Below are 13,338 nucleotides of genomic sequence, written 5' to 3' on the forward strand. Positions count from 1 at the left end.
GCTGACATGACCCGGCCCGCCGCCGATCCCCTCCGCCCCGCCGCATCCGGCGGCTGGCAGACGCACTGGCTGGCCGAGACCATCCGGCTGCGCGAAGAGCATTGGGGCCCGCTCGAAGACGCCGAAGCAGTGCGCCAGGCGCGCGGCGGACCCGACGCGCTGGAAGCGCGCATCCTGCTGCGCGCCGCGCTGCTCGGCAGGCGCGAAGGGCTCGATGGCCTGGTGGCCCGCTGGCGCCAGGGCGCCGTGCTGAGCCTGGCCGCGCTGCTGCTGGTTGCCCTGGCGGCCGGCATCGCCTCGGCGGCCGGCGCGCTTGGCGACGGCGGCCGCCCGGTCAATGTGTTGTGGGCGGTGGGCGCGCTGCTGGGCCTGCATGTCGTCACCTTCTTGCTGTGGCTGGCTTCGTTCCTGCTGCGCCCCGGCGGCGCCACCGGGCTGGGCCGGCTGTGGCTGTGGGCGACCCGCAAGCTGGCGCGCGGCCCCGACGCCGCCCTGGTGCCCCAGGCGCTAATGAACCTGCTGGCGCGGGCCGGCGCGCTGCGCTGGCTGTTCGGCACGATCAGCCACTTGCTCTGGCTGGTGGGCCTGGGCGCGGCGCTGGCCACGCTGGTCGTCATGCTGTCGACGGCCAGCTACCGGTTCGTCTGGGCCACCACCCTGCTGCAGCCCGACACTTTCGTCGCGCTGACGCGGGTGCTGGGCTGGCTGCCGGCGCAGCTCGGCTTTGCCGCGCCGGCCGATGCGGTGGTGCGCGCCAGCGACAACAGCCAGGTGCTGCCGGCGGCCGCGCAGGCGCAATGGTCGGTATGGCTGATCGGCGTAGTGGCTGTCTACGGTGTGCTGCCGCGCCTGCTGGCCGGGCTGCTGTGCCTGGCGCAGGCCGGGCGGGCGCGCCGCCGGCTGCGCATCGACACGGCCCTGCCGGGCTATGCGGCACTGCGCGACCGCCTGCAGCCGCCGGCGCAATCGACCGGCATCGACCGGCCCGCCGATCCGCTGCACCAGCCCCAGGTCGGCCCGGCGCAACTGGCCAACCTGGGCGACCAGCCCGTGCTGGTGGGCCTGGAACTGCCGTCCGATCTCGCCTGGCCGCCGGCGGACCTGCCGGCCGGCGTGCAAGACGCGGGCAATCTCGATACTCGCGAACAGCGCAACCGGCTGCTCGATGCACTCGCGCGGGCCGGCGCCCGCCGCCTGCTGATCGCCTGCGATGCCCGGCAGACCCCCGATCGCGGCACGCTGGCGCTCATCGCCGCGCTGGCCGGCAAAGCCGGCCATACGCGCGTCTGGCTGTCCGCCGGCCCGGACCGGAGCGGCGCGGCGGGCTCCGCGCGCCTGGACGCCTGGCGCGAGCGCCTGGCAGCCGCCGGCATGGCGCCGGGCGACGTTCTGCGCGATGCCGACCAGCCGCTGCGCTGGCTGGAGACCGGCGATGACTGAATCCATGTTGAAAGTCGCGGTGGTCGGTCATACCAACACCGGCAAGACCTCGTTGCTGCGCACCCTGACGCGCGACAGCGCGTTCGGCCAGGTGGCCGACAGCCCCGGCACCACCCGCCACGTCGAAGGCGCGCGCCTGCGGCTGGACGGCCGCCCGGTGCTCGAATGGTTCGACACGCCCGGCATGGAAGACAGCATCGCCCTGCTGGAATACCTCGAACGCCTGGACGCGCCGGGAGAGCGCCTGGACGGCCCGGCGCGCATCCGGCGCTTCCTGGATTCCCCCGAAGCGCACCGCCGCTACGAACAAGAAGCGCGCGTGCTGGCCAAGGTGCTCGACTGTGATGCGGCGCTGTACGTCATCGACGCGCGCGATCCGGTCCTGAGCAAGCATCGCGACGAACTGGCCTTGCTGGCCGCCTGCGGCCGTCCGCTGCTGCCGATCCTGAACTTTGTCAACGCGCCGGCGCACCGCGCCGCCGAGTGGCGCGACGCGATGGCGCGCCTGGGCCTGCACGCCGCGCTGGAATTCGACACTGTCGCCCCGCCGCTCGACGGCGAGCGCCAGCTGTACGCCAAGCTGGCGGTGCTGCTGGATCGCCACGCCGCCATGCTGGCACGCTTGTCTGACGACCTGGCCCGCCAGCGGCGCGAACGCGTCCAGGCCACTTGGCAACTGGCAGCGGAACTGCTGGTCGACGTGGCCGCGCTGCGCCTGGCCAGTCCGCCCGACGACGACGCCCTGCAGGCCCACGCCGGCAAACTGCGCGACCAAGTGCGCCGCCGCGAACAGGCCTGCGTGGACGCGCTGCTGGCGCTGTACAACTTCCGCCGCAGCGACTATGCCGAGGACGAACTGCCGCTGGAAGGCACGCGCTGGGGCATGGACCTGTTCCATCCACAGGCGCTGAAAGACATGGGCATCCACCTGGGCACCGGCATGGCGGCGGGCGCCATGGCGGGCGCGGCGGTCGACCTGTTCAGCGCGGGCCTGAGCCTGGGCACCGGCATGCTGATCGGCGCCGCGGCCGGCGGGCTGTGGCAAGGCGTGGAACGCTTCGGCGGACGCGTCCTGGGCAAGCTGCGCGGCTACCGCGAGATCAGCGTGGACGACGCCGTGCTGCGCTTGCTGGCGCTGCGGCAGCGGCAACTGATCCACGCCCTGGAACACCGCGGCCACGCCGCGCGCGACCCCTTGCGCCTGGACCGCCCGGCCGACCAGGCTTGGCGCACCGGCCGCCTGCCCGACGCCCTGAAAGAAGCCCGCAGCCGGCCGGAATGGTCGGCGCTGGCCAAGGGGCATGAAGACGATGCGCGAAGGAAGCTGGTAGTCGCGGAATTGGCGCGGGAATTGGCCGCCGAGGGGTAACGGGGGGCCAGACGGCGGTTTCCGTGTTGTTCTTCTGGCGTCGAGGCGAGGGGTCGCGGGCCGGCGGGGCTTCACGGAGCCGCCCCGCCACGACGGCCAGCAGAACGCTCCCCCGCAAACGCCAGACACCCCAGCATTCCCAACGCGGCGCAACCAAGTACTAACCCCAAGTCAAAACGATTGACGCTTAAATCATTGCCTCTATAAGATTCGACTACATTGGCGCCGGCGACCCCGCGCCAGAAAACAGAATCACCAGAGGTCAGGTCTATCGTGAACCCGAAGCCCTATGCAGTGATCGCCGCCGCCTTCCCGCACGCCCCGCGTGCGTCCGCCAAGCGCCATCCGCAAGACCTCGCGTCGTCCTAAGCAGCACGCCGTGCCCCCGGCCTGGACCGAACAGGGGCGGGGGCCCTGTCACTTCTGTGCGCCACGCGCGCACCACACGGAGCAAAAGGGCTATGCGTATCACTCCCTTCATCAAGAAATCAGCGCTGGCACTGGCCATCTGCGCGACCGCGCTGGCGGGCACCGTGCACGCCAAGACCCTGCGCTGGGCCTACCAGGGCGACGCCACTTCCATGGATCCGATGGCGCTGAACGAGACGTTCACGCTGGGCTTCCAGGGCAACATCTACGAAACCCTGGCCGGCTATGACGGCGACATGAAACTGACCCCGCTGCTGGCGGAAAGCTGGGAAAACACCGAACCCACCAAGTGGGTCTTCAAACTGCGCAAGGGCGTCAAGTTCCACGACGGCTCGCCGTTCACGGCCGACGACGTGATTTTCTCGTGGAAGCGCAGCCTGACGCCCGGCTCCGACATGAAAGGCTACGGCGCCAAGGCGTCCGACGTGAAGAAGATCGACGATCACACGATCGAGGTCACCACGCCGACGCCCAACCCGATCCTGCCGCGCGAGTGGACCTTCCTCTACATCATGAGCAAATCGTGGTCCGAGAAGAACAAGACCACCGAAGCCACCAACGTCAAGGGCGACAACCAGGGCAACTACGCCAACCTGCATGCCAACGGCACCGGCCCCTTCATGCTGGTGGAACGCCAGCCCGACGTGAAGACCGTGCTCAAGCGCTTTGACGGCTACTGGGACAAGAACATCAAGACCAACGTGACGGAAGTGATCTTCCAGCCGATCACCCAGGAAGCCACCCGCGTGGCGGCGCTGATTTCCGGCGAGATGGACATCGTGCAGCCGGTGCCGGTGCAAGACTGGCAGCGCCTGGAAGACGCGCCGGGCGTCAAGCCTCTGACCGAGCCCGAGGCGCGCGCCATCTTCATCGGCATGGACCAGCATCGCGACGAACTGCTGTTCTCGAACGTGAAGGGCAAGAACCCCTTCAAGGACGTACGCGTGCGCCAGGCCGTGGTGCTGGCGGTGGATATCGAGGCGATCAACAAGAAGATCATGCGCGGCGCTGCCAAGCCGCTCGGCTCGCTGGTGGCGACGTCGGTCAATGGCTATGACGACTCGTTCGGCACTCCCTACAAGCCCGATCCGGAAAAGTCCAAGAAGCTGCTGGCCGAGGCCGGCTATCCGGACGGCTTCACGGTCACGCTGGATTGCCCCAACGACCGCTACGTCAACGACGAAAAAGTCTGCCAGGCGGTGGCCGGCATGCTGGCGCGCGTGGGCATCAAGATCAACCTGCTGGCGCAGACCAAGTCCAAGTACTTCGGCAAGATCCTGCTGCAGGCCGGCAACCAGACCAGCATGTACATGCTCGGCTGGACCCCCAGCTCGACCGACGCGCACAACGTGCTGCTCAACCTGGCGGCGTGCCGCGACAGCAAGACGGCCGCCGGCCAGTTCAACCTGGGCGGCTACTGCAATCCCAAGGTCGACGAGCTGACGGCCAAGATCGGCGTGGAAACCGACCAGGCCAAGCGCAACGCGATGATCAAGGAAGCCTTCGACATCGTGCGCAACGATTACGGCTACCTGCCGCTGCACCAGCAACCCATGTCGTGGGGCATCAAGGACGGCCTGCAAGTGATCCAGCGCGCCGACGACGTGCTGGACCTGCGCCACGTCGTCATGCCGTGAAGCGGGGCCGCCTTTGAAGCGCTGCGCGCTTTCCACCTCTTACAGGTGTCTGGCGCCCAGAGGGTGTCAGGCACCTGCCACCGATCCCGTCCATGCCCGGACAGCGCCGGGTCCGGCATGAACGACTGACCCATTCCCACCCGGCCGCCGTCACGGCCGGCCTGCCAACAGGACGCTGATTCATGCTTGGTTTCATCGGGCGACGCCTGCTGCAGTCGCTGCTGGTCATGCTGACTGTCGCGTTGATCGCGTTCGCCATGTTCCGCTATGTCGGCGACCCGATCGTCAGCATGGTCGGCCAGGACACCACCGAGGCCCAGCGCGCCGAGCTGCGCGAGCGCCTGGGGTTGAACGACCCGTTCATCGTGCAGTACGCGCGCTTCGTGCGCGACGCGGCACAAGGCGACTTCGGCATGTCGTACCGGCACCGCCGCCCGGTCAGCGACCTGATCGAAGAACGCCTGCCCGCCACGCTGGAACTGTCGTTCATTTCGGCGCTGATGGCGCTGGCGTTCGGCATTCCCATGGGCATCTACACGGCGCTGCGGCGCCATGGCGCGCTATCGCGCGCCTTCATGGCCCTGTCGCTGGCCGGCATCTCGCTGCCGACCTTCCTGATCGGCATTCTCCTTATCCTGGTGTTCAGCGTGCAGTTGCGCTGGCTGCCCAGCTTCGGCCGCGGCGAGGTCATCGCCTTCGGCGGCTGGACCACCGGGCTGCTTACGCCGTCCGGGCTGGCCGCCCTGATACTGCCCGCCATCACCCTGGCGCTGTTCCAGATGACGCTGATCATGCGGCTGGTGCGCGCGGAGATGCTGGAGGTGCTGCGCGCCGACTTCATCAAGTTCGCACGGGCCCGCGGCCTGCCAGAACGGCTCATCAATTTCCGCCATGCCTTGAAGAACACGCTGGTGCCGGTGATCACCATCACCGGCCTGCAGCTCGGCTCCATCATCGCCTTCGCCATCATCACCGAGACGGTGTTCCAGTGGCCCGGCATGGGCCTGCTGTTCATCCAGGCCATCAGCATGGTCGACATCCCCGTGATGGCGGCCTACCTGGTGCTGATCGCCTTTTTCTTCGTGGTCATCAACCTGATCGTCGACCTACTGTACGTGGCCGTCGACCCGCGCCTGCGCGTGCAGAGCAAGTAGCAAAGGAAGCCGGATGATTGCTCGCATAGCCCCGTTTTTCTCGCGCGCCGCGGACAGCGACCTGTGGCACAGCTTCAAGAGCTCGCCCAGCGCGGTGATCTCGGCCGTGGTCACGCTGGCGATCCTGGCCGGCGCGCTGTTCGCACCGGTGATCGCGCCGCACAACCCGTTCGACCTGGCGTCGCTGAACATCATGGACGCCAACACGCCGCCGGCCTGGAACCCGGACGGCAACGCCGCCTTCCTGCTGGGCACCGACGACCAGGGCCGGGACATCCTGTCGGCCATCCTGTACGGTTCGCGCGTGTCGCTGTTCGTCGGCTTCGCCTCGGTGGTGTTCTCGATGGTGCTGGGCGTATCGCTCGGGCTGATCAGCGGCTATGTGGGCGGGCGCGTCGACAGCGTGATCATGCGCATCGCCGACGTGCAGCTGTCGTTCCCCGCCATCCTGATCGCGCTGCTGATCGACGGCGTGGCGCGCGGCCTGCTGCCGCGCCACCTGCACGACCAGCTGGCGCTGTATGTGCTGATCTTCGCCATCGGCATATCGGGCTGGGTGCAGTACGCGCGCACGGTGCGCGGCTCGACCATGGTCGAGCGCAACAAGGAATACGTACAGGCCGCCAAGCTGATCGGCATCGGCCCGCTCACCATCCTGCGCCGCCACATCCTGCCCAACGTGATGGGCCCGGTGCTGGTGATCGCCACCATCCACCTGGCGATCGCCATCATCACCGAGGCCACCCTGTCGTTCCTCGGCGTGGGGGTGCCGCCCACCGCGCCGTCGCTGGGCACGTTGATCCGCATCGGCAACAGCTACCTGTTCTCCGGCATGTGGTGGATCTCCATTTTCCCGGGCATTGCGCTGGTCGCCCTGGTGCTGTCGGTGAACCTGCTGGGCGACTGGCTGCGCGACGCGCTCAACCCCAAGCTGCGCTGAGGACGCCATGGCACTGCTCGACATCGACAAGATGCGCATCGAATTCGCCAGCCGGCGCGGCACGCTGGTGGCCGTCGACGGCGTATCGCTGACCCTGGACCGCGGCGAAATCCTGGGGGTAGTGGGCGAATCGGGCGCCGGCAAATCCACCATCGGCAACGCGGTGATCGGCCTGCTGGAGTTTCCCGGCCGCCTGGCCGGCGGCGAAGTCCACCTGGAAGGCCGCCGCATCGATGCCTTGCCTGAAACCGAGAAGCGCAAGGTGCGCGGGCGCCGCATCGGCATGATCTTCCAGGATCCGCTCACTTCGCTGGACCCGCTGCAGACGGTGGAAAGCCAGCTCGTGGAGACCATGCTGGTGCACCTGGACCTGACCCCGGCGCAGGCGCAACAGCGCGCCGTGGACCTGCTGCGGCAGGTCGGCATCGATTCGCCCGAGCTGCGCGTCAAGCAGTATCCGCACCAGTTTTCCGGCGGCATGCGCCAGCGCGTGGTGATTGCGCTGGCCCTGTGCTGCGAGCCCGAGATCATCATCGCCGACGAACCGACCACGGCGCTCGACGTATCGATCCAGGCGCAGATCCTCGACCTGCTGCGCAAGCTGTGCAAGGAAAAGCAGGTGGGCATGATCATCATCACGCACGACATGGGCGTGATCGCCGATGTGACCGACCGCGTGGCGGTGCTGTACCGCGGCAAGCTGGTGGAGCAGGGGCCCACGGCCAAGATCCTGGGCGACCCCGACCATCCCTACACGCGCAGCCTGATTTCCGCGGTGCCGCGGCCCGACGTGAAACTGCGGCGCTTTCCCCTGGTGACCTACATCGAGGACGTCAAGACGCCCACCAAGCCACTCGACATCGGGTCGCACTGGCTGGGGCAGCGCCGCGACTTCGGGCAGGACGCGGGCGGCCCGCTGGTGCAGACGCAGGACCTCAGCATGCGCTTCATCCTGAAGAACGCCTTCCTGGCGCGCAACCGGCGCACCCTGGACGCCGTCAAGGGCGTCAGCCTGGCGATCGGGCAGGGCGAGGTGTTCGGCCTGGTGGGCGAATCCGGTTCTGGCAAGTCCACGGTGGCCCGGCTGATTTCCGGGCTGTACACGCCCAGCGGCGGCGCGGTGACGTTCAATGGCACCAACCTCACCGCGCTCAAGGATGAAAAGCGGATGAACGCCTTCCGGCGCCAGATCCAGATGGTGTTCCAGGATCCGTATTCGTCGCTGAACCCGCGCATGCGCGTGCTGGATATCGTGGCCGAGCCGATCCGCTTCCACCGGCTGGCCGACGGCGAGGCGCAGACGCGCCAGGTGGTGTCCGACCTGCTGGATATCGTCGGGCTGGGCGCCGCGGCGGCGCGCCGCTATCCGCACGAATTCTCCGGCGGCCAGCGCCAGCGCATCTGCATCGCGCGGGCGCTGGCCACCCGGCCGCGCTTCCTGATCTGCGACGAACCCACTTCGGCGCTGGACGTGTCGATCCAGGCACAGATCCTCAACCTGCTCAAGGACCTGCAGGAACAGCTGGGCCTGACGATGCTCTTCATCAGCCACGACCTGCCGGTGATCCGCCAGATGTGCGACCGGGTCGGCGTCATGCGATACGGCGAGCTGCTCGAAGTGGCCGATACCGAAACCCTGTTCAACGCGCCACGGCACGACTACACCAGGCACCTGCTGGGCCTGATGCCGAAGCTGCAGGCGATGTCCCGCGAAGGATTGGAGGTGGAATCATGAGCGAGCCCGACCCCTTGCTGTTCACGGGCGGCAATATATTCGACGGCCGCGGCGCGCTGCTGCCCGGCCATGCGGTGCTGGTGGAAGGCGGGCGCGTCGCCCGGGTCGCGCCGGCGGGCCAGTTCGAAGGCTATGCCGGCCGCCGCGTGGATACCTCGGGCATGACGCTGATGCCAGGCCTGGCCGACTGCCACGTGCACCTGGTGTTCACCGGCAGCGCCGACCCGCATGCGCAGATGAGCCGCCAGGGCCCGGCCCAGATCACCCTGACCGCGCTGGAGAATGCCCAGGCGGCGCTGCATGGCGGCATCACCGCGGTACGCGACTGCGGCGGCAAGGACTATCTGGAATTCGGCGTACGCGACGCCATCGCGCGCGGCACCTTCCCCGGGCCCACCATCAAGGCGGCCGGCCGCATGATCTGCATGACCGGCGGCCACGGCAACCGCACCGGCCGGGTGGCCGACGGCTGCGACGAGGTCGTCAAGGCCGTGCGCGAGCAGGTGCATGCCGGCTGCGACCTGGTGAAGATCATGGCCACCGGCGGCGTCATGACCCCGGGCGTGAACCCGATGGACGCGCACTACAGCTTCGACGAGATGCGCGCCGGCGTGCACGAGGCCAAGCGTTTCAGCAAGAGCACCGCGAGCCACGCGCAGGGCACCGAAGGCATCCTGAACGCCGTGCGCGCCGGTATCGACTCGATCGAGCACGGCATCTTCATGGATGAACAGTGCCTGCGCGAAATGCTGGAAAGCCAGACCTACCTGGTGCCCACCATCGCCGCGCTGCGCAACATCCTGGACAACGCCGACCGCGGCATTCCATCGTACGTGGTGGACAAGGCGCGCGCGGTCGAGCAGCGCCACCGCGAATCGTTCCAGATGTACTACCGCGCCGGCGGGCGCATCGCCATGGGTACGGACGCGGGCACGCCGTTCAACCGGCACGGCCGCAATGCCGAGGAGCTGGCCTATATGGTGGAGTTCGGCATGACGCCGAGCGACGCACTGGTGGCCGGCACGTCGCGGGCGCACGACCTGATGGGGCTGGCCGACCGGGGGTTCGTCGCCGCGGGAGCCGTGGCCGACCTGCTGCTGGTGCGCGGCGACCCCACGCAAGACATCGGCCGGGCCGCCGACGCGCAGCACCACGTTGCCGTATTCAAGCAGGGCGCGCTGGTGGCCGGCGCGCTGGGGTGAAACGGCCCGCAGGCCGCTGTGGCGAACCGTGGCGCGCCAGGCGCCCTGGCGAGCCCTGAGGTGTCAGGCTCCCGCAGGGTGCCTGACACCCGCAACCGAACCTGCCGCGACTCCGGCTACCACCGGCCGGACGCGCCGCCGCCGCCGCTGCGGCCGCCACCGCCGCCGAAACCACCACCGCCACCGAAGCCGCCGCCACGGCCGCCGCCAAAGCCGCCGCCGAAACCGCCGCCACCCCGGCCGCCGCGGCGCGCCGAGTTCAGCAAGCGGCGCTTGATGCCCAGCACGCCCAGCAGCCCGCTGATGGCGAAACCGCCGACGCCGCCCAGCAGGGCCGCCCACCAGGTGCCGAACACCATCCACGACGCCGCCGCAGCGGCCAGCCCCGCCACGATGGCCGGCAGGCCCAGCATGAACGCCCCCAGCATGAGGAAGAACGGCCAGTTCTCCTCTCCCTGGTCGCCGCCGTCGGCCTGCGGTGCCGGCGCCGGCAAGGGTTCGCCGTCGATCAGCTTCTCGATGGCGGCGACGCCGGCTTCGATACCGCCGCCGAAGTCGCCCGCCTGCAGGCGCGGCACGATCTGCTCGCGAATGATGCGGCCGGCCATTGCGTCGGGAATGGCGCCCTCCAGCCCGTAGCCCACTTCGATGCGCAAGGCGCGGTCGTCCTTGGCCACGACCAGCAGCACGCCATCATCGGTATTCTTGCGCCCGAGCTTCCATTGGTCGAATACGCGGGTAGCGTATTGCTCGATGGTGTCCGGCGCCGTGGTGGGCACCATCAGGACCGCCACCTGGGCCCCCTTGCGCTGTTCCAGCGCCGCCAGCCGCTGCTCCAGGGCTTGGCGGCGCGCCGCGTCGAGCGTGCCGGTCGTGTCGGTGACGCGCGCCTGCAGGGTCGGCACGGCGGCCGGGGGAGCCGGCTGGGCGCCTGCCGGAGCGCCGGCCAGCAGGCCGAGCGCCAGCAACAGCAGGCCGGCCAGCCACATGCGCACCCCGCGCCGCGGGGCCGCCTGCCGGCTACTGGGCCGGCTTGGGAGCACTTGCATCATTGCTGAAACGAATCTCCGGCGGCCGGGAAATAGCCGCCTCGTCCGCGACGCCAAAATTGGCCTTGGGGGCATAGCCGAATATCTTGGCCGTGATCACGCCCGGAAACTGCCGCACCAGCACGTTGTATGCCTGGACCGACTGCACATAGCGGCCGCGCGCCACGGAAATGCGGTTCTCGGTGCCTTCGAGCTGCACCTGCAGGTCGCGGAACAGGCCGTCGGCCTTGAGCTGCGGATAGTTCTCCGACACCGCGATCAGGCGCGACAGGGCGGACGTGAGCTGGCCCTGGGCCTCCTGGAAGCGCTGCACGGCGGCCGGGTCTTCCAGCTGGTCGGCGGTGATCTGCACGCTGCCGACCTTGCTGCGCGCCTCGGTGACTTGCGTCAGCACATCGCGCTCGTGCGTCATGTAGGCGTCCACCGCCTTCACCAGCTGGGGCACCAGGTCGGCGCGCCGCTGGTATTGGTTCAAGACCTCGGACCAGGCCGCCTTGACCTGCTCGTCGGCGGCCTGGATGCTGTTGTAGCCGCAGCCCGACAGCAGCGCGGTGACCATGGCGATCAAAGAAAGACCCAGCCAGCGGGATATGTTCATGGTGTCGTGATTCCTGTCCTGGAACATGGCGCCCGTCGCCGCGCCCCTTGGCGCGGTGCGGGAGTGCCGCCATTACAGCAGGTCGGGGCGGGTTTGCCCAGGCGGCGATGTAACGCGCTCTATCTATTGTTACGCGATGCGGCACCGCCCAACCAGGTAGGCATGCGCTACAATGCGCGCAGTGTGTCTAGCCAATCGGCACACGTTCGCTGGCGCATCGCCGCCACGCCAGGCCCGGTTTCGGGCCATTCCTTTTCTCCTCACTCGTACGCCTGGATTGGAGTCTCTCAACTTGAGCGACAGGCTGCCGCTGGAGTTGTTTTGACTGCCACTGTTTCTTTCGCCGACCTCGGTCTGGCCGATCCCCTCTTGCGCGCCATCGCCGATACCGGCTATACCGCGCCCACTCCCATCCAGGCCCAGGCCATCCCGCAAGTCCTCAAGGGCGGCGACCTGCTGGCCGCCGCCCAGACCGGCACCGGCAAGACCGCCGGCTTCACGCTGCCCATCCTGCATCTGCTGATGCAGCGCAAGCCCGCCCTGAAGAAGCCGGGCCGCCCGCGCTGCCTGATCCTAACCCCCACCCGCGAGCTCACCGCCCAGGTGGCCGAATCGGTGCAGACCTACGGCAAGCACACGCCCCTGACGTCCATGGTGATGTTCGGCGGCGTCAACATCAACCCGCAGATCAGCGCCCTGAAGAAGCCGCTGGACATCCTGGTGGCCACGCCCGGCCGCCTGCTGGATCACTGCGGCCAGAAAACCGTCGACCTGTCCGGTGTCGAGATCCTGGTGCTGGACGAAGCCGACCGCATGCTCGACATGGGCTTCATCCGCGATATCCGCAAGGTGCTGGCCCTGCTGCCCAAGCAGCGCCAGAACCTGCTGTTCTCGGCCACCTTCTCGGACGAGATCCGCAGCCTGGCGCGCGGCGTGCTGAACAATCCGGGCGAAGTCTCGGTCACGCCGCGCAATACCGCCACCGAACTGGTCACGCAGACCGTGCACCTGGTCGAGCAGCACCACAAGCGCGACCTCATCAGCCATATCATCCGCGAAAGCGGCTGGCACCAGGTGCTGGTGTTCACCCGCACCAAGCACGGCGCCAACCGCCTGGCCGAGAAGCTGGTGAAAGACGGCCTGAGCGCCGCCGCCATCCATGGCAACAAGAGCCAGGCGGCGCGCACGCGCGCCCTGTCGGGCTTCAAGGACGGCAATGTCGCCGTGCTGGTGGCCACCGACATCGCCGCGCGCGGCCTGGATATCGACCAACTGCCGCAAGTGGTGAATTTCGAGCTGCCCAACGTGCCGGAAGACTACGTCCACCGCATCGGCCGCACCGGCCGCGCCGGCGCCACCGGGGCGGCCGTGTCGCTGGTCGACAGCAGCGAGATCAAACTGCTCAAGGGCATCGAGCGCCTGATCGGCAAGACCATCGAGCGCAAGCCGGTGCAGGGCTGGACCCCGCCGGCCGGCAGCAGCGCCACCGCCTACGAACGCCAGGAGCGCGAGGAAGACACCCGCCAGCCGCGCCGCCACGGCGCGCCGCGCGGCAATGGCGGCGAACGCCAGGGCCGTCCCGGGCAGGCGCCGCGCCAGGGCGCCGCAGCGCGGCCGGCCGGCCAGCGCCAGGCGCAGCCGGCGCGCGGCGACCGCCCGGCCGGCGGCCATCGCGCCGACAACCGTGGGCAAGCGCAAGTGTCGCGCGGCGCCGACGGCGCCAACCGGGGATCGGGCCGCCCCGCCGGCGCTCCCCGCGCGGCGCTGCTGGGCAAGTAATATTCG

General features: G+C 68.9%; 10 protein-coding genes. 8 read left to right on the forward strand and 2 right to left on the reverse strand.

Features of this window, described 5'->3' with window-relative positions:
- Window positions 1-6 precede the first annotated feature (6 nt).
- The 7 genes from ACKTT0_RS07885 to ACKTT0_RS07915 all read left to right on the forward strand — a co-directional run bounded on the left by ACKTT0_RS07885 (window position 7) and on the right by ACKTT0_RS07915 (window position 9,906).
- Entirely contained in the window at window positions 7-1,440 is a 1,434-nt protein-coding gene (locus ACKTT0_RS07885; protein WP_407849394.1) for a DUF2868 domain-containing protein, read from the forward strand.
- The gene (locus ACKTT0_RS07890) at window positions 1,433-2,809 is read left to right on the forward strand and encodes a GTPase/DUF3482 domain-containing protein (RefSeq protein ID WP_407849395.1); all 1,377 of its coding nucleotides are present in this window, start codon (window positions 1,433-1,435) and stop codon (window positions 2,807-2,809) included. Before ACKTT0_RS07885 ends, ACKTT0_RS07890 begins: the two co-directional genes overlap by 8 nt.
- A gap of 461 nt (window positions 2,810-3,270) precedes the next feature.
- Window positions 3,271-4,875, forward strand: a complete 1,605-nt coding sequence (locus ACKTT0_RS07895; RefSeq protein WP_407849396.1) for an ABC transporter substrate-binding protein — start codon at window positions 3,271-3,273, stop codon at window positions 4,873-4,875.
- Between the two features lie 182 nt (window positions 4,876-5,057).
- Window positions 5,058-6,029, forward strand: a complete 972-nt coding sequence (locus ACKTT0_RS07900; protein WP_407849397.1) for an ABC transporter permease — start codon at window positions 5,058-5,060, stop codon at window positions 6,027-6,029.
- 13 nt (window positions 6,030-6,042) lie between these two features.
- Window positions 6,043-6,969, forward strand: coding sequence for an ABC transporter permease (locus ACKTT0_RS07905; RefSeq protein ID WP_028353773.1), 927 nt, complete (start codon window positions 6,043-6,045; stop codon window positions 6,967-6,969).
- Between the two features lie 7 nt (window positions 6,970-6,976).
- Window positions 6,977-8,704 carry a dipeptide ABC transporter ATP-binding protein gene (locus ACKTT0_RS07910; RefSeq protein ID WP_407849398.1) on the forward strand — a complete coding sequence of 576 codons (1,728 nt, stop codon included), beginning with the start codon at window positions 6,977-6,979 and terminating at the stop codon, window positions 8,702-8,704.
- Window positions 8,701-9,906 (forward strand): metal-dependent hydrolase family protein, encoded by a 1,206-nt coding sequence (locus tag ACKTT0_RS07915; protein WP_407849399.1) that lies wholly within the window; start codon window positions 8,701-8,703, stop codon window positions 9,904-9,906. The genes ACKTT0_RS07910 and ACKTT0_RS07915 overlap by 4 nt, the downstream gene beginning before the upstream one ends.
- Before the next feature lie 116 nt (window positions 9,907-10,022).
- On the opposite strand, the gene ACKTT0_RS07920 is transcribed toward ACKTT0_RS07915, so the two are convergent.
- Together ACKTT0_RS07920 and ACKTT0_RS07925 are read right to left on the reverse strand one after the other, a co-directional pair.
- Window positions 10,023-10,895, reverse strand: a complete 873-nt coding sequence (locus ACKTT0_RS07920; protein ID WP_407852393.1) for a TPM domain-containing protein — start codon at window positions 10,893-10,895, stop codon at window positions 10,023-10,025.
- A 31-nt stretch (window positions 10,896-10,926) separates the two neighbouring features.
- Window positions 10,927-11,553: a LemA family protein gene (locus tag ACKTT0_RS07925; protein WP_038853286.1), complete on the reverse strand. Its 627-nt coding sequence runs from the start codon at window positions 11,551-11,553 to the stop codon at window positions 10,927-10,929.
- A gap of 321 nt (window positions 11,554-11,874) precedes the next feature.
- Between ACKTT0_RS07925 and ACKTT0_RS07930 the strand changes: the two genes are divergently transcribed.
- Entirely contained in the window at window positions 11,875-13,332 is a 1,458-nt protein-coding gene (locus ACKTT0_RS07930) for a DEAD/DEAH box helicase (RefSeq protein ID WP_407849400.1), read from the forward strand.
- Window positions 13,333-13,338 lie beyond the last annotated feature (6 nt).

The organism is Bordetella saccharivorans (assembly GCF_045862855.1).
Classification (GTDB): Bacteria; Pseudomonadota; Gammaproteobacteria; order Burkholderiales; family Burkholderiaceae_B; genus Bordetella_A; species Bordetella_A petrii_F.